The following is a 21943-nucleotide window of genomic DNA, read 5'->3' as shown; positions in this document are numbered from 1 at the left end:
GTACGAATAAAAGCATATCTTAAATGTAATAAATCACAAAAATTTATTGCTCAGCAAATGGGCGTGTCAGAAAGCACCATTAGTAGGAAGCTCAAGAGGAACAAACTCAAAAGAGGGGTTTAATCCTCAAAACACTCATCCTCAAATAATTATGATTGATTCGATTTTAAGGACAGGAGATAGTGCCCTTTTTTTGCCATAATTAAAGATGCTATTTCTTTCTGACAGCCCATCGTATCAATGCTAACTACTGCATTTTCAATATCTAAACTATTGATGATTTCAGGAATAGCCGTTATTACATTGGATTTGTCTGCTACTTTTTTCTCTCCGATGCAAAGTTCGTTTTCGCTCACCCAAGCATTTGCAATGTAAAGCCCTGTATTTCCACGACTTCTAGGATTTACACCTTTAATTTTCTTTCCATCAATACAGATTTGTTTTTCGCCAAGTGTATCCAAAATAGCTTTACCATAATCCATTAAGCATTTGTTTAAAACACTAGTATCCAGTGAACTAAAAACTCGATTAAAGGTATCGTGCGAAGGCACTCCGTTGGGAAGCTTACAATATTCACGCACAAAATCAGGGTGATTTTCAGCAAATAATACCATATCTTCGTAGTCTTCGCCGTTGCTCAAATAGGTGAAAAGCCCAATGAGAAGTATGTCAGAAAGAAGATGATTGTATTTGTTCACCATACGAAAATCCTCAATGTTAGAAAAATAACTCACTAAATCCATAAAAACAAAAATATTAAATTTCGTGCGTTTGACCTATTGAAGAACCTAAAAATTTGTTTTATAAATTCGTGGCATAAAAAATTGCACTTTGGGGTTGAATGTAACCCGATAGATAGTATTTGGTAAATAGAATATTTTTTCATAATTTTGGCTTATCATTGTGTAGTGTTTAATTTTTAGAGCTCATTCTTATGAAAGAACTTAATGTTTATGTAGAGGAATTACTCTTCAAGTACCAGTGTGTCATTATCCCGAAATTTGGTGCGTTTATTTCCAATCGGAAGTCCGCTAAACTTTTTGAGGATAAAACTTTTACACCACCAAAAAGGGAAATTACATTCAACTCCAGTTTGGTATCGAATGACGGATTGCTCATCAAGCACATTTCTGAAAGTTCAGGAGTAAGTTATGAACAAGCCGAGAGTTTCATTTCTGATGTTGTTGAAACTTGGAAAGAAAGACTTAATAAAAAGGAAATCATTTCATTAGGAAATATTGGTTTCATTAAGCAAACTCCAGAGGGGCGTATCAGTTTTGAGGCTTCGGATAGCGTAAACTTCTTAACCGACTCGTTTGGAATGTCCACTTTTGTACCTCACGAGGTAGCTCCGAATGTGAAGTTTGACCCTACACCAAAAAGCAAAGAAGAGACTCCAGAAAAGGTGCCTTTTGAGCCTGTTACTGTTTCAAATAGTTCAGCTGCCACTGAGGTAAAGCAGGAACAAACCGCCAATGAAGAAGAAAAACAAGAAAAAAAAGGCTCTCTGCTTAAGTATGTTGCTATTGCCGTAATTGGGGTTGGTTTATTGGGCTTTGGAGCGTATTCTTACCTACAAGCCAACAAACAAGCGCCTGAAATTGTAATTCAAGAGGCTGATGTTCAGAAAGAATTACAGCTTAAAATAAGTGAGGCTACTTTCTTCAATAGTACACCTATTGTGTTACCTCCAGTTTCGCTTAATGTAAGTAAAGTAGCTGAAACCCAAAAAACAGCTGAAACCCAAAAAGACAAACCTAAAGCTACTGAAACCAATGTTTCAGCCTCTAAAAAACCAGAAACATCTAAAAAAGAGACCACTCAAAATAGTACGGAAAAGACTTCAAAAACCACTGTTAGCAAGAAGTATCAAGTAATTGCGGGTGCTTTTAAAGATGAGAAAAATGCGAAATCTCGTGTAAATCAATTAAAAGCAATGGGGTATGCTAATGCTTCAATCATCGGAAAGAATAAAAAAGGGCTCTATCAAGTAAGTTATTCAGGATTTGACAACATTGAACAAGCTAATGCCTTGAAAAAGAAAATAAAAGATCAGAACAATTTAGATGCTTGGGTCTTAATTAACGAATAAAACAACCGAATCTGAAAAATAAATGCGTAAAAAAACACCTTCCGAATCTCGTACTTTTCTAACCGATTTGGTACTCACTGGAGAAACTAACCATTTGGGGCATATGTTTGGTGGAGAGCTTCTAGCGCGTATGGACCGCGCTGCGAGTATAGCTGCCCAACGTCATTCGCACCGCCCAACGGTAACCGCTTCGGTCAATCACGTGGCTTTCAACCATTCCATACGTTTAGGAAGTGTGGTAACTGTTGAGGCTTCTATCTCTCGGGCATTTTCTACCTCTATGGAGGTTTTTATTGATGTTTGGGTGGAAGACAGAATCAGTGGTGAAAAAACCAAAGCCAATGAAGCTATTTATACCTTTGTAGCCATTGATGAAAACGGAAGACCTACCAAAGTACCTGAAATTCAACCTGAAACTGAACTTGAAAAGAAACGATTTTATGGCGCTTTACAGCGCAGACAACTTAGTTTAGTTTTAGCAGGAAAATTGAAGCCCCACGATGCAACCGAGTTAAAATCGTTATTTGTAGCTTTAGAGGAGAATTAAACCATTTGTTAAAACTACCCTATAGGTAGTTTTTGTTTGTCAAGCACTGTTTTTTAACCAACTAAAAAATAAATACAATGAAAAAAATACTTTTTTTAGCAATTTTACTATGTGGATTACAACGAATCAGTGCACAATATATGGGCATCAAAGGTGGGTTTAATTATGCCACGCTACAAGGAGATGTTGCCAGTGGTGCTTCGGTAAGTGGAACTAGCGCTTTTTATGGGGGGTTGACTCTAGAAATACCTTTCTCTAAACTATTTTCAGTACAAGGAGAGGCATTATTTAACAGATTGGGAGCAAAAATTCAATCGCCTACTTTAGGTAGTAGTACGTTGCATTTGAACTATTTATCACTTCCTGCAATGGCTCGGTTTAATATCACCAAAGCCATCAATGTTCATTTAGGTCCGCAGTTGAGTTTTTTATTAGACAGCCCTGATTTTACTTTTGAAAACACTAAATCAACGACTGTTGACCCAAAAAGTATTGACCGTTTTGATGTTTCATTGTTAATAGGAGCAGGATTTACCTCTTATTCTGGTTGGTTTTTAGAAGCTCGTTTGGCTCACGGCATTAGTAATATTTTTGAATCGCACCCTACTCTATCTGATGCTAAGATTAGTAACAATTATTCGCTGAAAAATTCAGTAATTTCGGTAGGAATCGGGTATGTGTTTTAACCTATTGGAGGAATGAAAAAAATATTTTTGTTCTTTTCGCTACTCTTAGTTTGTTGTAGTAAGCCACAGAGCGAACGTAACCCGTATTTACACGAAGTTCGCTTTTCATTTTCTATCAATATGAATTTACCTGCTTATAATCAACTCAAAAATCCTTTGATACCCATCTACATTGGTAACGCTGGAGTAGGTATTCAAGGAGTATATGTAATGAATACTGGGGGAAATAACTACGTAGCGTGGGAGGCTTCGTGTCCAAATCATCAGGTAAAAAGTTGCGAAAAAATGCAATTAAAGGATGGTTTTTATGTCGTTTGCCCTTGCGATGATAATCTGTATAGTTTAGTTAACGGAAACATTGTAAAACAAGGCGAAAACGCTCAAAAACCTTATCCTTTACTCAACTATAGAGTGGTCGCTTCAGGAACCACTCTTAATGTGTATAACTGATTTTTTACCTGTAATGATCTCTGGAATTTTTCAAAACACCAAACCTGCAAATATCCTTTTAGTCTTCATCCTAAGTATTTTAGGATATTTAACCTATGGTATTTTTATTTTTGAACAACCACTAACCCTTTTTTATACTTTTAACGCTTTAGGAGAATTACTACTGATTTTCATTGGCTTGATTTTCATTCAAAGTATCATCCTAAAAAACGATTTGACACAAGGTAGCTCTTACCCGATTGTGTTTTTCGGGGTATTTATTTCATTATTCCCACAAACTTTCCAGAACTTGCCTCTAATGGCTTCCAATACCTTAATTATCATATCTTTATGGAGGATAATGACGCTTAGAACTGGCAAAAAAATTGCTCAAAAAATATTCGACGCTTCATTTCTTATCGCTTGTGCTGCATTGTTTTATCCTTGGGCTATTTTATTTCTTATAACAGTTTGGTTTTCATTGCTTTTCTATGGATCTAAAAAAGGAAAATATTGGTTTATCCCTTTTGTGGCTTTATTTTCAGTAATTGTTATTTCACTGATGATTAGCCTTTTACTAGGAATAACAGAAAAACTTCCCAATATATATTCTTGGCAAATAAATTTGAACTACGAAACTTTTCTCTCACTTGAAAAAATAGTTCCGTTGGCATTTATGACCTTACTTTTACTTATTTCTATTTTCTTTTTCTTCTCAAAAAAATCAGCGAATATAAGCACAAATATCAAGTATATTGCAGAGTTTTTATTTATTGGGCTGTTTATCGTTTTTCTTTCCAAAGAAATTATTTTCATTTACATTCCTTTGGCAATTCTATTAGGTCTTTATGTGGAACAAATTCAGCGGAATTGGCTCAAAGAAACCATTTTATACACGATATTGCTTTCCCCATTAGTGGTTTTAGTGCTGCATTTTATCACCAAAGGCTAAATCTCCAGCATCGCCCAAACCTGGAACAATATATCCTTTTTCATTCAAAGTGGGGTCAATGGTGGCAATCCACAAATGTGTATCTTCAGGAAAATGTTGCTCCAAATAATCAATACCCTCTTGTGCCCCAATAACGGCAAAAAGATGTACCTCTTTAGGTTTTCCTAAAGGAGCCAAAGCGTTGTAAACGTTAACGAAGGAACGTCCCGTAGCAAGCATTGGATCAGCCAAAAACAAGATTTTATCATTTAAGGAAGGAGACGCTAAATATTCCACCAATATATCAAAATCGGTTTCAGAGGTGTGATGCCTATATGCAGAGATAAAGGCATTATCCGCACTATCAAAATAATTCATAATTCCGTGATGAAGTGCCAATCCAGCACGTAACACCGAACAAATCACTACTTTGTCTTTGGGTAGCTGTACTTTTTTCTCGCCTAACGGAGTAGTTACTACCTCTGACTTGTATCGTAAAAATTTACTCATTTCATAAGAGAGAATCTCTCCAATGCGCTCTAAATTAGTGCGAAAACGCATACGATCCTTTTGGATATTCACATCGCGTAATTCTGCCGTAAAACGATTCAATATGGAGGGTTCTTCGCCCAAATGGTGTATAATCATAACTTGATAAATATTTTACTTACCCCACAAAGGTAATGAAAAAATATTTTTTTAGGATTATACACCAGTAGTATTTATCAAAACTATTGGAAATAGCGCTTTATTTTCTCCGTATCGTTTTGCTTCCAAGCCTTATAGGGTTCGGACTTTGAAAGTAAATATTTTTTGATAATTGGGGCAAATAAACGAGTTGCCCATCGTTGTAGCATTGGTGTTGCCTCACGCACCATTTGGTAATAATCTTCAAGGGTGTCTTTTCTGAAACGAACGATTTTTTCAAGTTCGTCACCATCGACATAAACGCCACAATGGAAGTTCTTAGTAGCAAAAGCACGCTCAGGAAAATTGAGCTTTCCTAAACCGTAAATTTCAAAATTCTTGCCTAAAAATTCGCAATACGTGGTTACACAATCAGCTCCTCCGCCTAAATTGAATATTTTTTGATTTAAACTTTGCAGATGATCAATGCCATTTATAAAGGCTCTGGCGGTATCTCGGGGCGTGGCGATTTCCATCAATTGGTCAAGCGACATTAAGAACATAATACCCGAAATTTTATGGTTTTTAGGCCCCATAATGGCTCCTAAGCGGAAAATACTCCACTGCAAACGACTTTCACGCACGATTTTTTCCATAATGATTTTCCCTTGAGCATAGTAATCGCCCTCACTGGGTACAAGCGGGTCAGTAACGCGTATGTATGGGTCTTGCAAACGGTCGCCGTATGTGGCTATACTTGAAGCAAATAACATAAAAGCATCAGGAGCGTATTTTTCGGTATTTTCCACCAAATGACGCGTTCCGCCTACGTTTACGCTATCTACCAAATGAGTTTTTTCATTTGCTAAAGGCGGAATGACCGACGCCAAATGGATAATTACATCTACTCCCGTTACCGGAGCTACGGTATCTTCCTTTCGAGTTATATCTCCGTAGAAAATTTCAATTTTATCTGAAAACGTTTCAAAATACTTTCTGTTTTTGGGTGTGTCCAAATCAAATATTCGGATGTTGTACAAGTTATGTTTATTGACTAAAAGTTGAAGTGCTTCTTTACCTACACTTCCTCCTGCACCGGTTAATAGTATTGTTTTCTTTTGCATATTTGTTTTTGATTTTTTCTTATACTATGATTCTACGCGAGTCCAAGTTGTGTTTTTTCCTAATAAAGAGACACCTACAAATCCTCTAAGAATCAATTGATTATTTTTGATTTTAGCTTTACAATGATAGGTTTTTCCGCTTTGAGGATCGTAAATTTCGCCATTTTTCCATTCCCCTTTATGGTATTTCAATTTTTTTAAGATAACGCTACCTTTCAAAGGTTTATTTCGAAGAGATTTGTTGGGGTTATTGACGTCCTTTTTAGGCGTTTTACCATCTTTTTCAAACTCCTCTTTCATCCAAATTAGTTTTCCGAAGAATAAACCTCCTTCTTCATAAATTTGAAATTTACCATCTTTGGTTTCACTGAGCCATACTCCTACGATATCCTCTTTATTTTGAGCATATAAAATACTTCCTAATAACAGCGTAACGAGTGTAAAAATAGTCTTTTTCATTGGTAATTTAATTTTGATTTGAAAATACTTTTTGTAAAAGAGGTGTGGTTCGCTGGGAAATTTTAGTGCGAATATCACGTTCTTTTTGGGCAATTTGTATAAACAATCCGTTGATTGCCTGTTCAGTAACATACTGAGTTAGGTCAGGATTTACGGCATCTACAAACGGAATGGAATTGTATTTATTGATTATTTGTCTCCAAATATCATTAGCCCCTACTTGGTCTAGCGAAGCCTTAATTTTTGGTGAAAAGGCAACAACTAACTGCTGGGTAGTCTGTCTTTTAAGATACTGGGTAGCGGCATCGTCGTTCCCTGCTAAGATGGAAGCCGCATCGGCAAAAGTAAGGTTTTTAACTGCTGAAATAAAAATAGGCTTAGCTTCTGAAACGGCTTGTTCCGCAGCACGATTAAGCAATTTTAGACCTTCATCGGCAAGGCTTCCTAAGCCTATGGAACGAAGCACTTGGTCAACCTCTCGTAACTCTTGTGGAAGCAAAATTTTCACCAATTGGTTAGTGTAATATCCGTCCTTTTGGCTAAGGACATCTACCCCCGAAGCAATGCCAAATTCTAATGCTTGTTTGAGTCCGTTTGAAATATCCAAGGAGGAGAGCGTTTTCCCTGTAGTTTGCTCCGAAGACGGATAATTATTTATCACACCTTGTAATTCAGCACAACTCGACAGAAATAAAAAGCCCGATAATGCTATAGCTATTCTCTTCATTTTTAGAATTTTAATTATTTAAATCGATAAACTAATTTCAAAAAGATAATTTTTTAATAAAAACAATATTACATTTGTCAAATTTTATGCCATTTCTGTATTATATTCAACTTTTTTGTAAAAAATGTATCTAAACAACAAAAAATACTATTAAAATAGATTTTTTTGAGCTGTATTTGCATCCCTTTTTTAAATCAAAAAAGCAGTAAAAACACACCGTTTTCACTGCTTTTTTTATATGGTTTCTATTGTTTTACAATTCAGATAATTAAAATATAAAGTGTTTTTAATGATAGCTGATTTCTCTTACAAAAACAAATTTTACAAATTCATCAACAAACTCTGTTCGTTCTATCCAATTTCCTTTAGCGTCATACTTATAGGTAAATTTCTTTTCTTTGGTAAGATTTCCTCTTTCATCAAATAGACGCTGGTTAACTTCATCTCCTGATTTGTTATACCTATGAACAATTCGGAAAACCAAGTTATTATCTTTATAAAAACTGGTTTCCAACAAATTGCCTAACTTATCATAAACATATTTTTCACAATCTTCTGCCTTTTTATCGGAGCTCTTGTAACGACAGAGTTCTACCACTTTACCCGATTGGTCATAAACGTAGGTGTATTTACCACAAAAAGGAGCTATAGTTTTAGCACAAACTTCTTCTAATTCTCTACCTTTATCATCGTTTTTATAAACAAACGATTCCATAATTTCTCCTTTGGAATTGTACCCTTTATAAGCTACTTTATAACCGTTTTCATCATAAAAATAAATATTTCGGTTAATAAGCTTACCATTAGAAGCATACACATCACGTGTAGTCCTTTTTCGTTTGTCATTATATTTATAAAGAATCTTTTGGTTCAAATTAGCATCTTTATCATAATAATTCATTTCCGTTTTATAACCTTCACGATCGAAAAAAGAAACGATATCACCTTTCCAAAAATCAGCCTTGCTACCGCGTTTTACAATACCAAAACTGTCAATAGCTTTGTATGTAGTTACCTTGAAAGATTTTACATTTGCTTTGAGTGCCAATTCTTTAAGATGACTTTTAGGTACTCTTGGTGGAATTACTTGCCCAAAAACACTTTCCGAAAACAACAAACACAAAATAGCTCCAACAATTGATACTATATTCTTCATTTTTTAAAATTTTAACTTAAAATAATATGGGCTAAATTAAGAAAAAAGATACTGATGTAAAGAAAATTATAAAATATTTAACTTTTAGCTTTACATTTACTTTTAATTAGTAAATGTAAAAAAACAAAACACTAGTTTAGTGAAATAAAATAAGTTTTTTTAAAAGAAAAACTTGTTGCGAATATAAGAATTCACAACAAATTTTTATTAAATAATTTACATTTTTCTATTTCAACCTGATATGCAATTCGTCAAGCTGTGTGGAGTCAATCGATGAAGGTGCGTCAATCATTACATCGCGTCCCGAATTGTTTTTCGGGAAGGCTATAAAATCGCGGATAGTTTCTTGTCCATCTAAAATGAAATCAATTTATTAAATCCAAAAAATCATCTTTATAGGTTGAATGAAGCCCTCTCGAAAAGATAAAATGTCACAAAAATCTCTATAAATTATAACTTACTCCAAAGGATAAGCTCATCAAATCGGGGTAACCAGGCACAAAGGACGTCGTCAAATCGAATCGCTCATTTAAAGCGTATTTGTATTCAAATTCTCCACCATACCACAAAAACAAATACTGCCAACGACTTTCCTTACTTCCTTTAAATACGTTCGGATTATGATAGCCCTCTAATTTTTGCCAATTCTTACGAAATACTAAAGTAGGACCTAAACCTCCTGATAATTTGTGTCTTTGAATTTCAAAAATCCTAAAGCGAATTCCAATATGCGAAAACCCACCGAACTGAACCGCACAATCAGCATAAACCCCTTGTGCAAATTTGATACTTATACCCTCATAAACAAATTTTTCAGCAGAAATAATCGCCCCCAAATTCAGAACAAAATAAGCATTCTCATCTAATTTATTAGGCATTAAATGAGCATTTTGCCTTTCTCCCAACGGATGAAAACTCAAACCAAAGAATTTTATTCCAATATTATCCTGTCCTAAGCATTGAGATGAAATTAATATTACTAAAACTATAAGGTATTTTTTCATTTCAACCTGATATGCAATTCGTGAAGTTGTGCTGGGTCAATCTTTGCTACAGCACTTCTTTAGTTTTTATCCAATCGCTTTTCTAATTCTTTTCTAACTTCTTCGGTTGTAGGGTCAATTGCAATGATTGTTCCTTTTTCGTCAATGAGAAAAACACCACCCGCTTTATTTTGTATTCCGTACTTCTGCCAAATTTTATTTTGCTTGTCTAACTCAACCAATTGTAACCAATCCCATTTTTCTTTCTCTAAAAATTGAGTTAACCTATCCGTATTTTTAAACTCTCCGGCAACCCCCACCATTGTGAAACCCTTGTCCTTGTATGCTTCATAAATGGGAATCATCATACGAGTAGTGGCAATACAAGATCCGCACCAAGTAGCCCAAAAATCTAATAGTGTTATTTTTCCTTGAATAACTTTTGATAGTTGTACTTGCTTTCCATTTAGGTCAGGAGCTGTAAAATCAACGAATTTTTGACCAATTTTAATATTTTCAAGAGAGGCAACCAATTCGGCAACCAATTTATTATATGGATGGTTCGGATTGACTTTTGCTAGTTTTTTTGCAACTCTTTTGCTATAAGAAATATCCATTTGCTCCCTTTTATATATTAAGTCTTTCAAAAGAAATGAGTAAGCAATCAAGTTCGGGTTTTTCTCAATATACTCCTGACGATATGCTTTAGCTTCCTCATTTAGAGGCTTTAACCTATCATTAAGCTTTTTAGCCTCAGGGCTAAGATGTTTATCAGCTTTTGTTAAGGCTTCAATTTTTTCGTAGATAAGTTTTTTCTCAACACCTGTTTTACCATCTAACTGCTTGTACAACTCTTCCACCTCTTTACTATGATACAAATCATTTTCATATAAAACATCCAAACTATCTATAATCGGTTGGAAGAGATGTTCAAACTTACGATTGAAATCATCCGTATACTTTTTATGCTCAGCATTCAACTTGCCTCCTCTTACAATGTTTTTGTTGAATTTTTCTTCATCATAAAGCGTGAGATGTATCTCCTCATTTTCCAAAAACAATTCCATAATACTTCCACTTCCTTTTTTACGAATCTCACTGAAATAAAGTTCTACAGCTTCTGGAAATTCTAATTGAGATTCATAATAAAACTTCCCATTCTTTACAGGAATTTCTATAACAGCATCTGTAAATACAGATTGTGTGGGTTTTGCCAACAAAATGGATTCAGTTTCTGCCCCAACAACTTCTCCCGAAAGCTTTAACTTTTTCTGTGCATACATTTCTTTGAAAGAAAATAAAGTTGTCAGCACAATGAATAGTAATGTTCTCATTTTTATCATAGTTTTAAGATGTTAGCAAATCTAATGATTTTCAATGAAAAAGAAAAACATTGCTAAAAATTCTTCTATCTTTCAGCAATGTTTTTTATGTTAATTATTCAACCTGATATGCAATTCGTCAAGCTGTGCGGAGTCAATCGGTGAGGGTGCGTCAATCATTACATCGCGTCCCGAGTTATTTTTAGGGAAGGCTATAAAGTCACGGATAGTTTCTTGTCCACCCAAAATAGCAACCAATCTATCAAACCCAAAAGCCAAGCCTCCGTGTGGAGGTGCTCCGTACTTAAAGGCGTTCATCAAGAAGCCAAATTGAGCCTCTGCTTGTTCAGGCGTAAAGCCCAACAACTCAAACATCTTCGCCTGTAATTCTTTATTGAAAATTCGGATAGAACCGCCGCCTATCTCGTTTCCGTTCAGCACCAAATCGTAGGCATTGGCACGTACCGCAGCCGGATTGGTATCAAGCAGGGGAATATCTTCCGGTTTTGGAGATGTAAACGGGTGATGCATTGCAAAAAATCGGTTCTCTTCTTCGTTGAACTCCAACAATGGGAAATCTACTACCCATAGCGGAGCAAATTCGTCCGCTTTGCGTAAGCCCAAACGCTCGGCAAGTTCCATACGCAAGGCTGAAAGTTGCCCACGCACCTTGTCGGCTTTTCCTGAGAGAATACAGATAAGGTCTCCTGCCTTTGCCTCAGTGCGTTCCGCCCATTTTTGGAGGTCTTCTTCGCTGTAAAATTTATCCACTGACGATTTGAAGCTACCATCATCATTACACTTAACATACACCATACCTGAAGCTCCTACCTGTGGGCGTTTTACCCATTCGATTAAAGCATCTATTTCCTTACGTGTGTAGCTGTTAGCCCCCGGAACGGCAATCCCTACCACCAATTCCGCTTCGTTAAACACCTTGAAATCTTTGTGTTGTGCGATATCGTTAAGCTCACCGAACTTCATTCCAAAACGGATATCGGGTTTGTCGTTTCCGTAGGTTTTCATCGCTTCGGCATAGGTCATTCGTGGGAATTTCTCAATAGAAATACCTTTTACTTCCTTCAACAGATGTTTGGTAAGTCCCTCAAAGGTGTTGATGATATCTTCTTGCTCCACGAACGACATTTCGCAGTCGATTTGAGTAAATTCTGGCTGTCTGTCAGCACGTAAATCCTCATCGCGGAAGCATTTTACTATCTGAAAATATTTGTCTAACCCACCGACCATCAAGAGTTGTTTGAACGTTTGTGGCGACTGCGGAAGGGCGTAAAATTCTCCCTCGTTCATACGACTTGGAACCACGAAATCTCTGGCTCCCTCAGGAGTTGATTTTATCAGCACAGGCGTTTCCACCTCAATAAATCCTTCTTTAGAAAGATAGTTCCTCACTTGCATCGCTACCTCGTGACGGAAAATCAAATTGTTGCGAACTGGCGTACGACGAATATCCAAATATCTGTATTTCATACGAATATCTTCCCCACCATCAGTATTATCTTCAATGGTAAAAGGAGGAAGTTCCGATTTGTTCAATACGACCAATTCCGAAACCAAAATTTCGATTTCTCCGGTGGGAATATGATTGTTTTTTGCCTCACGTTCAATGACTTTTCCCGTTACCTGAATTACGTCTTCGCGAGAAAGTGTTGTAGCCAATTCCAACACGTTTTTGCTGGTGCGTTCTTCGTCAAAAATAAGCTGAGTGATGCCATATCGGTCACGGATATCCACCCAAACCATAAAACCTTTATTGCGGATTTTTTGTACCCAACCACTGAGGGTAATTTCTTTATTTACATCGGAAAGGCGAAGTTCGCCACAAGTATGTGTTCTGTACATTTTTAGAAATCTGTTTTACGACTGCAAAAGTAGCATTTTTTTAAGAATTGATGACTTGAAAATGTTTTTTCTTCCAAAATAAAAAATCTTCAAAAGCAACAAGCTCTTGAAGATTTTTTCTGAAAAACAATCAATATTACTGGTATATTATCTTGTATGTGGTTGAAGCATCACGACTATTAAAACAAACTCATTACCAATCAACTAAATAAGCATAAGTTTGTTAATTTTTTCTAGAAATTTATTGCTTGGTATAAGTTGTAGTTTTTGTTTCATCAAGAGTTTGAAATGTCAAAACATCATCTTTTATAACGTAATTTACCTTATAATCTCCTATGGTAATTGTTGTTTGTGTAAAAGTGTAATTATGAACTTCTTTCTTATTGAGGTCTTCCACACAATTATCTCCTTGTACTTTAAAATAATTATTTGTAATCGTTTTTTCTTCTATATTCATAAAAAACTCTTTTTCACACTTTTCAAATTGTATCTTTTCCCCATTAATTATTTCTCCTTGCAATTTCCATTTTCCAATAAGAGGATTTTCAATCTTTTCATAAACAGCTGTATAACTTCCACTTGATAAAGTCAAAGTATTCTCTTTAATGATAAAATTTCCTGTTTCTTCAGTACCTGTCTTTCCATTGATAAACGTGAGCAAATTTCCCTTAAAAGAAAATGTTCCGTGTCCATCTTCTTTTCTGCAGTTCACTCCGTCAACAGCATAATGCATCTTTGTGTAAGTATTATCTGATTTGAAGACATAGGTATCTTGTTTATTACAATCATTAAGCAAATTCTTACCATTTTCTGTTACAGATTGTAATCTCCATTGACCGATGAGTTGCTTAATATCAATTTTTTCATCTTGCTTTTGCGGATTATCATCTTTCCCACAAGAAACCAATACTAAAATTCTTTTCATCGTTAAAATAATTTTATGTATTAAATAATTGAGATGCAAATAAAATCATAATCAATAAATTAAGCAAATAAACAATCTTGTTTTTTGTATTTATTGAAGAAACTAAATTTTATTAAGATTTACTTATTTACCTATAAAATCGGATGCTGCTTCGTCCTCTGCTTTGGTTGCCTTTACCTCCGACTTTGTTGATTTTGTATGAAAAACTAAGCATAAAATATTGTTTAAGCATCAGTTTTTGTGAGTCTTGCACATAATCTTGTGTGATGGTTCGCCACGCATCTACGGTTTGGTTTAGCAAATCGAAGGCTTTGAGTTGCAAAGTGGCTTTTTCATCCAGAAATTTATAGCCCAAACTCATATTCCAATAAAAATAAGTTTTTCTAAAACCATCATTCATATAGGGTTGATAAGAAAACTCAATATCACTACCAAAAATCACATTTTTAGGTACATACGTTGTAATTCTAAACGAAGCACGTTGCCCTGAATAGTTCTGATTTTCAAAAGCTTCCAAATCATATGTCGCTTTTTTAAACCAAGGAGAGTATTCCAAATCCAAATCCACTTTTTCATCATAGTTGTAATTCAAACCTAGGTTTGGATATAAATCGTAATTCGTTATGGCATAACGCGTTCCGTTACTAAAAAGATTATTTTTATTGATATTCCCCCAAAGATTAACTTGATATCCAATTTTATTTTTCCCCACTTTGTACGACTTATCCAAATTAAAACCTCCATATACTGAAAAATCGCCATCAACATTAGTGTAGGTGGTTTTTCGAGTCAAATCATCATTGGTTAAGGTAATTGAGGTAATTTTATCTTCCTGAAATTCAGTAGTAAAATATACAAATATTCCACTACGGGTCTCCCAATTGTAATTGCTGAAAGACATACGAAAAGCATTTGTAAAAGAGGGTTTCAAATCCGGATTTCCAGTAAATGTATGTAGCGGATTATTCACATTATCAATAGGTTGCAACTGAGTTACGCTCGGTACGCGTGTACTGGTATCATAGCTAAAATTGATACTTGATCCTTTTTTCATTTCGTAATTCATTCGGAATCGGAAATCTGGGTTTTGAAACGTTTTATCTAATTCCAAATTCCGAAGAAAATCCTGATTCTCAATTCTATTGTAAATCATTCCCACATCGCTATTAAAACGGAACTTCCCCGTACGCCATTCAAATCCGACTTCGGGTTTGTGCCGTGTGTTTTCCGTCAGAAAATCAGAACTTAATGCTGTATTAAAATCGGTATAATTCCCGTTAGCATCTGAATCATAAGTATTTACGTTATTTTTAGCATCGGTTTTAGATAGATTATATCCCGCTCGAAGCAAAAAATCTTTGAAAAGCGGATAACGAAGAGTTGCCCGAACATAGTAATGGTCGCTTCGGTTATCGGTATCTTGGTGTTGATCACGAATTTGTGTGAACGGATGCGGATGGCTTCTGAAAATCACACGTGTATTGTACAATTCTTGTTCTCGTTCTGAACGATTGTTAGTGTTTGACAGAGATATTCCCCACGAACCTTTTGTCCCCTTAAAACGCCGATTGAAAGAAACCCGATTTTCAAAATTCACATTATGATTATGCGAATTACTTTTGGAAAGACTCTGATTTACAGGATTTCTATCACTATCATAAGAAGCTTCTTCACTTTTGTTACTGCTATTACCTTTACTTACAGCAATTCGCGGACGTACCGAAATTTGGGTCAACGAATCGATTTTGTATTCCAATTCAGTTCGGAAATTGTGCGAATCATTCCACGAGTTGCCCCACTGCTCGTTGCGTGAAAAATAATGGCGGTCAGGCAAGGTAGTTTCTCGGTCGTTTCGTGAGTAAGATTCGTTATCATTGTAGGTATAAAAATAATTACCGTCCACTTCCATCATTTTGCCGTACTCATCTACATAACTTATTCCTGCAATGTGCGATTGATTAAATCCGTCACCGCCTCCAAAATCCATTCCATCCATAGAAATTCTACCTCTTGAAACAGTACGACTTTCCACATTACCCATCATTCCAAAGATTTCATCATATTGAAATCCTAAAGTATTGATATTATTTGAACTACCTAATACAGAAACACGGGTTTGGTCTTGAAAATAATTTCCAAAACCATTGAGTTCGTAGCGGTCTTTATTACCATAACCCGCGGTGGCTCGTCCGAAATAGCCTTTGTTTTTGTCTTCTTTCAGTACAATATTTATCGACTTATTGTTCGGATCACCTTCTTCTTTGGTAAATTTCTGTTCTTTAGTTTTGGTATCACTCACTTGGACTTTCTTGACGATTTCTTTGGTAAGATTTTTTGTAGCGATTTTGGGGTCATCAAAAAAAGGTTTTCCGTTTACCAGAATTTCGTTCACAGGCGTTCCGTTTACCGTGATGTTTCCTTTAGCATCAACCTCAACGCCTGGTAGATTTTTAAGCAATTCTTCTACCGTAGCATCAGGGCGAAGTTTGAAAGCATCAGCATTGAATTCGAGGGTGTCTTTTTTAACCGTGATGGGAATGGCTTCGGAAAGCACCGTAACTCCTTCTAATTCTTCGGATTGCATCTCCATTTGGATAAGCCCCAAATCAAGTGTCCCTTTTGGAGTGGAAATACGTTTTTTATAAGGAGCATTCCCGATGTGAGTGATGAACAAATCCAACTCTTGCTCTTGGGTTTTGCCTTTTAAATTGAAAATCCCTTTGGCATCAGAAATGGTGTAATTCACTAAAGTAGAATCCTTTACCGATTTTAAAAAGACCGTAGAAGCTTCAAGAGGTTTTTGAGTAGATTTATCGTACACTTTTCCTGTAATAGTAAATTGTTGAGAATAAGCAGAAAAACCCAGAAATAATAGAAATAGCAATGTGAAATTCTTATTCATTTTGGTTGTTTTAATTTATAAAGAAAAGCAAATATATATTTTTCTTCAAAAAAAATTAAAAAAAGGTGGAAATTCCAATGAAAATCCACCTTTTTGTTTTTATAAATATATTCTTTTATTCTCTTGAAGATGATGCAATGCGTAATACCCAGTAAATGAGCATAGCCAAAGCTCCTAATGCAGCTACCAAGTATGTACGTGCTGCCCATTTCAGAGCGTCTTGAGCACCAGTATATTCGTCGGGGGTAACCATATTTTTGTTTTTAAGCCAAGCCAGTGCACGGTTGCTGGCATCGTACTCTACCGGAAGAGTAACGAAACTGAAAAGCGTAGCAAGCCCCATCATCACTACCCCGATAATAGCAACGTAAATTCCTAATTTAGAAACAAAAGCGAGCCCCAAACCAGCCATAATAACAAAAGTAGACATATTCGAGGTAATGCTAACTACCGGCACTAACATCGAACGCATTTGCAACCACTTGTAAGCCTGAGCGTGTTGTACGGCGTGCCCACACTCGTGAGCTGCTACAGCTGCCGCTGCCGCATTACTTTGGTTGTAAACCCCTTCACTAAGGTTTACGGTTTTGTTTTGCGGATTGTAATGGTCGGTGAGCATTCCAGGGGTTGAAATAACTTTTACATCGTGTATTCCGTGGTCTTTCAACATTTTTTCAGCAATTTCAGCTCCAGTCATATTATTGCGCAAATGCACTTGTGAGTAGTGTTTGAATTTGCTTTTGAGTCGCCAACTTATTAGCATACTCAGTAGTGAAATCACTCCAATTAAAACGTAATATCCAATCATTTTTTCTTTATTTTAAGTTATGTTTTGATGCTTCAAATTTCTTGCCAAATTTCAAATCTTTCACTGTGTCAGACACATTTTAAGTTGACCTAACGTATTTTCCTTTCAAAAAAAAATTCGGATTAACAAGGCTTACGTTTCCGCTGAGCCTGACAATAGACACTTTTGCCTCTTTTTGATTTATAAACTTAGTGAAGCATTTGCCAAAGTTCATCTTTAAGTAATTGTATTCCTTTGCCCGAAACCGATGAGATAAACACAAAAGGCACATTGGGAAGCGTTTTTTTGAGCAGACTTTCCATTTCAGCAGTCAGTTCCTCATCTAGCATATCTGACTTTGAAATGGCTAACAATCGGTTTTTATGTAGCAATTCAGGGTTATATTGCTGCAATTCATTTAGCAGAATGGCATACTCTTGGGCAATGTCTTTACTATCGGCAGGGATAAGAAAAAGCAAAACCGAATTCCGTTCGATATGCCTCAAAAAATAATGCCCCAATCCCTTTCCTTCGGCAGCACCTTCAATAATACCAGGAATATCTGCAACAACAAATGATTTAAAATCACGATACTGCACAATACCTAAGTTAGGTTTTAGGGTGGTAAATGGATAGTCCCCTATTTTGGGCTTTGCTGAAGTAATTACCGACAAAAGCGTGGACTTACCGGCATTGGGGAAACCTACCAAGCCTACATCGGCTAAAACTTTTAGCTCCAGAAGCAATTCGGTTTCTATTCCTGCAATGCCCGACTGGGCGTATCGCGGAGTTTGATTCGTTGCTGAACGAAAATGCCAATTGCCCAACCCGCCTTTTCCGCCTTGTAATGCGATAATTTCTTGCCCATCTTCAGTAATTTCAAAGAGAGCTTGTTCGGTAATAGCGTCTTTTACCACGGTTCCTAAAGGCACTTCCAAATACACATCTTGTCCGTCAGCACCAGTGCTTCGGTTGGCTCCTCCGTGCTCACCGTGTCCGGCTCGAAAATGCTTTTGAAACTTGAAGTGAATAAGTGTCCATAGGTTTTTATTGCCTCGAACGATTACGTGTCCGCCGCGTCCGCCATCGCCACCATCAGGACCTCCTTTTGCTACAAATTTCTCACGATGCAAATGCGCAGACCCTCTGCCTCCGTTACCCGAGGCAGCAAAAACCTTCACATAGTCCGTAAAATTGCCTTCCGTCATTTTGCTTTGTTTTTATTTGAAATGGTCATATTTCTTTGGAAAACCGCAAGTTTTCTTTTTGAAACTATTTCAAATTATCGATAGTTTTTGATAAGCGTTCGGTGATTTCGGCAATGCTACCGATGCCGTTTACCGCGTGATATTTTCCTTGTTTTTTGTAGAAATCAATCAGTGGGGCTGTTTTTTCGTTATATTCCACAAAACGGTTACGGATTTTGGCTTCGTCTTGGTCATCGGCTCTTCCGCTTACTTTACCTCGCTCAAGCAGACGTGCGATAAGTACTTCGTCATCAGCATCAAGAGCAAGTGTGCCGTGGATTTTCATCTCTTTTGAAGCCAAGAAAGCATCCAGCGCTTCGGCTTGAGCAATAGTTCTCGGGAAACCGTCAAAAATGAAACCATTGGCTTGTGGGTTGTTTTCTACTTCTTGTTGTAGCATTTTGATGGTTACCTCGTCGGGAACCAATTCGCCTTTGTCCATATATGATTGGGCAAGTTTGCCTAATTCTGTACCGTTTTTGAGGTTATAGCGGAACAAATCGCCCGTTGAAATGTGTACCAAATTGTAATTTTCTTTTAAAAAAGCCGCTTGTGTTCCTTTACCAGCGCCGGGTTTACCGAATAAAACTAAGTTTGTCATATCTGTAGGTATGTTTAATTGATATACTTCGGGCAGATTTCTGCCTAATTCATCATAATCTAATCCGTATCCAACAATAAACCGATTAGGGATGCTTATGCCTATATAATCGATTTTCAAGTTCTTTTTAAAAGCTTCTGGCTTAAAGAAAAGCGTACCAATGAGCAACGATTTTACATTCTCTCTTTGGAAGATACGATAAATTTCTTCAAGGGTATTTCCGGTATCAATAATATCTTCCAAAATAACCACATCGCGCCCCTGTAATGAGCCGTTAAGCCCAATAAGTTGGGTAACTTTCTCGGTAGAGGTAGTTCCTTGGTAAGAAGATAATTTCACAAAAGTGATTTCACACTCGCCTTTGTATTTTTTAATGAAATCAGAAGCAAACATAAACGAACCGTTCAATATACAAACAAAAACTGGAACGGTATCTTTCAAATCAGAGGCTATAAGAGTTGCCATTTTTCCGATGGCTTGGTCTAACTCTTTAGCGTTGATATAAGGCTTGAATACCTTGTCGTGAATTTTTACTAACTCCATAAAAATGTTGAATAAAGGACAAAGATAATGATATTTTTTATTTCAGGTTTAAAACCACATCGAAACATTAGGTCACTCGCAAAAATTATCAACCCTTAATTTATTTATCTGAACCCTTTTTTTGACCTTGAAAGTTTCAAAAAAACATAAAATTTCGGTAAATGAAGTGTTTTAAATCACATAGTAACATCGCTTTTTCTATGTTCTTATGTAGTTTAAACTATATACTATCTATAAAAATAATATTTGATACGTTTGGTTTAATCCAAATGAGTTATACAATAAAAAAGTCGCTTTGCTGCAAGCAAAGCGACTTTTGGTATTTCGTTTAAACCTCGTTACTTATTAAAAGTGAACGTTGAAAGTTAAAGAAGCGATACCGAAACCATTTTCACCTCCAAATCCGAAAGCAAATGTGTTGGTATCAACACCACCTACTTTACTTGAAGTGTAACCAATTCCTACAGGGTAAGAATATTGAGCTCCTAAAGCTACTTTAGGGAAAATGAAGTACTCAGCTCCTACAAAACCTTGAGCACCAACAGCAAAGTTAAAACTATCTTTTACAGCTGAACCAAAACCAGCAAGTACATCAGCTCCGTAGTACCCTTGCAAACGAGTAGTTCCTTTTCTCCACTCTTTACCATAACCTACTGCTAAACCATATTTTGTTTCAGCATCTTGGTCTTTAGTTTTTGAGTAGTTGAACACAAAGTTAGCTGTGTAACGAGTGGCTTCTGTGTCAGAGGTAAATACTTTTCCTGTAAAAGAAAGTCCTTTTTCAAAACCTGGTAAAACAAAAGCCGTTTGGTTTTTTCCGAAAGCAGAATCTGCAAATTCGTTGTTTGTGTTACCATTGAAAGCATTACCAATAAATTTCAAAGCATTACCTGCGTTGAAACCAATTGACCAATCTCCTTCTTGAGGTAAATAGTTTTCTCCTTTAGAAGAAACTAAGTCTTGAGCAGAAACTACTCCGAAAGCAAACACAGTTGCCAAAGATAAAATGATTTTTTTCATCTTCTATTAAATTAAAATTAAACTTATCGCAAAGTAACACTTTTTTCTTGAGAAAGAAAAATATTTTTTATTTTTTTTAACACGTTACATTCAACCCCCAAGTGCAATTTTTTATGCTACGAATTTATAAAACAAATTTTTAGGTTTTTCAAAATCTGATGTTATTACTCACTTTTGTTTAAGTAGTATTTTAATAAAGAAATAATACTTTTTTAACAATGCAAAAGGTTTTTTAAAAGAGCTGGTCTTATACAATTAGTTAAAAAAATGTTGGAATAAAGTATTTTTTGTAACTACAAAAAATTTATTTTATACCTTAGCGGAAAATTACCTTTAAAAAAACTGAATTCAATTCAGTGAAAGTAAAAAAGTATTAAAACAAAAAGGATATGATAACCCAAATTCAAGGAAAATTGGTTGAAAAAAATCCTACGCATTTGGTGGTAGATTGCCACGGGGTGGGGTATTTTATCAACATAACACTCAATACCTATAGTACATTGCCTCAAAATGAAGCTATTAAACTTTATACTTACTTGCAGATAAAAGAAGATGCTCATAACCTTTATGGTTTTTTAACTAAAGCCGAACGTGAGGTTTTTGTTTTACTTATCTCTGTATCTGGGGTGGGAGCAGGAACGGCACGTACGATGCTCTCTTCGCTTACCGCAGCACAAGTACGTAGTGCTATTATAAATGGTGATGTAGCTACGATACAATCAGTTAAAGGTATTGGAGCAAAAACGGCTCAACGCGTAATTTTAGATTTGAAAGAGAAAATGACCAAACTTCAAGATTTTGAAGATATCCCTTATAATGAAGTAAATACTAATAAGGAAGAGGCACTTGCGGCATTGGAAGTTTTAGGTTTTGTTCGTAAACAAGCCGAAAAAGTAGTTGACCGAATTATACGAACCTCTTCTGAACAACTTAGTGTAGAAGAAATCATTAAACAAGCCCTTAAAAACTTATAAG

22 protein-coding genes are annotated in these 21943 nt (G+C 35.9%); 7 read left to right on the top strand and 15 right to left on the bottom strand.

All coding sequences use genetic code 11. The features are described from left to right. Positions 1-6 precede the first annotated feature (6 nt). Positions 7-123 carry a helix-turn-helix domain-containing protein gene (locus CGC47_RS10980; protein ID WP_095900384.1) on the top strand — a complete coding sequence of 39 codons (117 nt, stop codon included), beginning with the start codon at positions 7-9 and terminating at the stop codon, positions 121-123. Between the two features lie 26 nt (positions 124-149). Here the strand turns inward: CGC47_RS10980 and CGC47_RS06925 are convergent, their stop codons facing one another. Next, positions 150-743 carry an ISAs1 family transposase gene (locus CGC47_RS06925; protein ID WP_042000885.1) on the bottom strand — a complete coding sequence of 198 codons (594 nt, stop codon included), beginning with the start codon at positions 741-743 and terminating at the stop codon, positions 150-152. A gap of 191 nt (positions 744-934) precedes the next feature. Between CGC47_RS06925 and CGC47_RS06920 the strand changes: the two genes are divergently transcribed. The 5 genes from CGC47_RS06920 to CGC47_RS06900 all read left to right on the top strand — a co-directional run bounded on the left by CGC47_RS06920 (position 935) and on the right by CGC47_RS06900 (position 4706). Then, complete coding sequence (locus tag CGC47_RS06920) at positions 935-2092, top strand: HU domain-containing protein (protein ID WP_042000849.1); 1158 nt, start codon at positions 935-937, stop codon at positions 2090-2092. A 22-nt stretch (positions 2093-2114) separates the two neighbouring features. Further along, on the top strand, positions 2115-2639 hold the full coding sequence (locus CGC47_RS06915; protein WP_013998286.1) for an acyl-CoA thioesterase: 525 nt from the start codon (positions 2115-2117) through the stop codon (positions 2637-2639). Positions 2640-2716: 77 nt separating this feature from the next. Continuing rightward, on the top strand, positions 2717-3325 hold the full coding sequence (locus CGC47_RS06910) for a porin family protein (protein ID WP_042000853.1): 609 nt from the start codon (positions 2717-2719) through the stop codon (positions 3323-3325). Positions 3326-3337: 12 nt separating this feature from the next. Beyond that, complete coding sequence (locus CGC47_RS06905; RefSeq protein WP_042000856.1) at positions 3338-3775, top strand: Rieske (2Fe-2S) protein; 438 nt, start codon at positions 3338-3340, stop codon at positions 3773-3775. Further along, complete coding sequence (locus CGC47_RS06900; protein WP_095900161.1) at positions 3762-4706, top strand: DUF6427 family protein; 945 nt, start codon at positions 3762-3764, stop codon at positions 4704-4706. The genes CGC47_RS06905 and CGC47_RS06900 overlap by 14 nt, the downstream gene beginning before the upstream one ends. Here CGC47_RS06900 and upp read toward each other — a convergent pair. The 14 genes from upp to CGC47_RS06830 form a co-directional block, all read right to left on the bottom strand. After that, positions 4677-5333, bottom strand: a complete 657-nt coding sequence (gene upp / locus CGC47_RS06895) for a uracil phosphoribosyltransferase (protein ID WP_013998290.1) — start codon at positions 5331-5333, stop codon at positions 4677-4679. The two genes, CGC47_RS06900 and upp, sit on opposite strands and share 30 nt — an antisense overlap. A gap of 83 nt (positions 5334-5416) precedes the next feature. Beyond that, complete coding sequence (locus CGC47_RS06890) at positions 5417-6436, bottom strand: NAD-dependent epimerase/dehydratase family protein (protein WP_042000859.1); 1020 nt, start codon at positions 6434-6436, stop codon at positions 5417-5419. Between the two features lie 24 nt (positions 6437-6460). Then, positions 6461-6895, bottom strand: a complete 435-nt coding sequence (locus tag CGC47_RS06885) for a DUF2147 domain-containing protein (RefSeq protein WP_042000862.1) — start codon at positions 6893-6895, stop codon at positions 6461-6463. 7 nt (positions 6896-6902) lie between these two features. After that, complete coding sequence (locus tag CGC47_RS06880; protein WP_095900160.1) at positions 6903-7622, bottom strand: DUF4197 domain-containing protein; 720 nt, start codon at positions 7620-7622, stop codon at positions 6903-6905. 286 nt (positions 7623-7908) lie between these two features. Then, on the bottom strand, positions 7909-8778 hold the full coding sequence (locus CGC47_RS06875; RefSeq protein ID WP_052456144.1) for a hypothetical protein: 870 nt from the start codon (positions 8776-8778) through the stop codon (positions 7909-7911). 443 nt (positions 8779-9221) lie between these two features. Continuing rightward, a complete protein-coding gene (locus CGC47_RS06870) occupies positions 9222-9698 on the bottom strand; it encodes a hypothetical protein (protein ID WP_147269755.1) in 477 nt (158 codons plus the stop codon). Between the two features lie 143 nt (positions 9699-9841). Next, positions 9842-11095, bottom strand: coding sequence for a TlpA disulfide reductase family protein (locus tag CGC47_RS06865; protein ID WP_042000866.1), 1254 nt, complete (start codon positions 11093-11095; stop codon positions 9842-9844). A gap of 99 nt (positions 11096-11194) precedes the next feature. Further along, on the bottom strand, positions 11195-12943 hold the full coding sequence (gene aspS / locus CGC47_RS06860; protein WP_095900159.1) for an aspartate--tRNA ligase: 1749 nt from the start codon (positions 12941-12943) through the stop codon (positions 11195-11197). A 241-nt stretch (positions 12944-13184) separates the two neighbouring features. Next, entirely contained in the window at positions 13185-13868 is a 684-nt protein-coding gene (locus CGC47_RS06855) for a lipocalin-like domain-containing protein (protein ID WP_042000869.1), read from the bottom strand. A 127-nt stretch (positions 13869-13995) separates the two neighbouring features. Continuing rightward, on the bottom strand, positions 13996-16770 hold the full coding sequence (locus CGC47_RS06850; protein ID WP_095900158.1) for an outer membrane beta-barrel protein: 2775 nt from the start codon (positions 16768-16770) through the stop codon (positions 13996-13998). Positions 16771-16885: 115 nt separating this feature from the next. Beyond that, on the bottom strand, positions 16886-17578 hold the full coding sequence (locus CGC47_RS06845; protein WP_013998271.1) for a zinc metallopeptidase: 693 nt from the start codon (positions 17576-17578) through the stop codon (positions 16886-16888). A gap of 188 nt (positions 17579-17766) precedes the next feature. After that, positions 17767-18765: a GTPase ObgE gene (obgE, locus tag CGC47_RS06840; RefSeq protein WP_095900157.1), complete on the bottom strand. Its 999-nt coding sequence runs from the start codon at positions 18763-18765 to the stop codon at positions 17767-17769. A gap of 64 nt (positions 18766-18829) precedes the next feature. Then, positions 18830-19948, bottom strand: a complete 1119-nt coding sequence (locus tag CGC47_RS06835) for an adenylate kinase (protein ID WP_095900156.1) — start codon at positions 19946-19948, stop codon at positions 18830-18832. Between the two features lie 345 nt (positions 19949-20293). Continuing rightward, the gene (locus CGC47_RS06830) at positions 20294-20968 is read right to left on the bottom strand and encodes a hypothetical protein (RefSeq protein ID WP_042000872.1); all 675 of its coding nucleotides are present in this window, start codon (positions 20966-20968) and stop codon (positions 20294-20296) included. 389 nt (positions 20969-21357) lie between these two features. Here CGC47_RS06830 and ruvA point away from each other — a divergent pair, with 389 nt between their 5' ends. Further along, the gene (ruvA, locus tag CGC47_RS06825; RefSeq protein WP_042001228.1) at positions 21358-21942 is read left to right on the top strand and encodes a Holliday junction branch migration protein RuvA; all 585 of its coding nucleotides are present in this window, start codon (positions 21358-21360) and stop codon (positions 21940-21942) included. The last annotated feature ends 1 nt before the right edge of the window (position 21943 follow it).

The sequence above is a fragment of the Capnocytophaga canimorsus genome (assembly GCF_002302565.1).
Taxonomy (GTDB): domain Bacteria; phylum Bacteroidota; class Bacteroidia; order Flavobacteriales; family Flavobacteriaceae; genus Capnocytophaga; species Capnocytophaga canimorsus.
Note: the sequence above shows the minus strand (reverse complement) of the source record. Positions and strands in the feature narration are given on the sequence as shown.

Coding starts and splice junctions, on each gene's coding strand:
- CGC47_RS06925 (WP_042000885.1), bottom strand. CDS start 743: ATGGATTTAGTGAGTTATTTTTCTAACATTGAGGATTTTCGTATGGTG.
- CGC47_RS06920 (WP_042000849.1), top strand. CDS start 935: ATGAAAGAACTTAATGTTTATGTAGAGGAATTACTCTTCAAGTACCAG.
- CGC47_RS06915 (WP_013998286.1), top strand. CDS start 2,115: ATGCGTAAAAAAACACCTTCCGAATCTCGTACTTTTCTAACCGATTTG.
- CGC47_RS06910 (WP_042000853.1), top strand. CDS start 2,717: ATGAAAAAAATACTTTTTTTAGCAATTTTACTATGTGGATTACAACGA.
- CGC47_RS06905 (WP_042000856.1), top strand. CDS start 3,338: ATGAAAAAAATATTTTTGTTCTTTTCGCTACTCTTAGTTTGTTGTAGT.
- CGC47_RS06900 (WP_095900161.1), top strand. CDS start 3,762: ATGTGTATAACTGATTTTTTACCTGTAATGATCTCTGGAATTTTTCAA.
- upp (WP_013998290.1), bottom strand. CDS start 5,333: ATGATTATACACCATTTGGGCGAAGAACCCTCCATATTGAATCGTTTT.
- CGC47_RS06890 (WP_042000859.1), bottom strand. CDS start 6,436: ATGCAAAAGAAAACAATACTATTAACCGGTGCAGGAGGAAGTGTAGGT.
- CGC47_RS06885 (WP_042000862.1), bottom strand. CDS start 6,895: ATGAAAAAGACTATTTTTACACTCGTTACGCTGTTATTAGGAAGTATT.
- CGC47_RS06880 (WP_095900160.1), bottom strand. CDS start 7,622: ATGAAGAGAATAGCTATAGCATTATCGGGCTTTTTATTTCTGTCGAGT.
- CGC47_RS06875 (WP_052456144.1), bottom strand. CDS start 8,778: ATGAAGAATATAGTATCAATTGTTGGAGCTATTTTGTGTTTGTTGTTT.
- CGC47_RS06865 (WP_042000866.1), bottom strand. CDS start 11,095: ATGAGAACATTACTATTCATTGTGCTGACAACTTTATTTTCTTTCAAA.
- aspS (WP_095900159.1), bottom strand. CDS start 12,943: ATGTACAGAACACATACTTGTGGCGAACTTCGCCTTTCCGATGTAAAT.
- CGC47_RS06855 (WP_042000869.1), bottom strand. CDS start 13,868: ATGAAAAGAATTTTAGTATTGGTTTCTTGTGGGAAAGATGATAATCCG.
- CGC47_RS06850 (WP_095900158.1), bottom strand. CDS start 16,770: ATGAATAAGAATTTCACATTGCTATTTCTATTATTTCTGGGTTTTTCT.
- CGC47_RS06845 (WP_013998271.1), bottom strand. CDS start 17,578: ATGATTGGATATTACGTTTTAATTGGAGTGATTTCACTACTGAGTATG.
- obgE (WP_095900157.1), bottom strand. CDS start 18,765: ATGACGGAAGGCAATTTTACGGACTATGTGAAGGTTTTTGCTGCCTCG.
- CGC47_RS06835 (WP_095900156.1), bottom strand. CDS start 19,948: ATGGAGTTAGTAAAAATTCACGACAAGGTATTCAAGCCTTATATCAAC.
- CGC47_RS06830 (WP_042000872.1), bottom strand. CDS start 20,968: ATGAAAAAAATCATTTTATCTTTGGCAACTGTGTTTGCTTTCGGAGTA.
- ruvA (WP_042001228.1), top strand. CDS start 21,358: ATGATAACCCAAATTCAAGGAAAATTGGTTGAAAAAAATCCTACGCAT.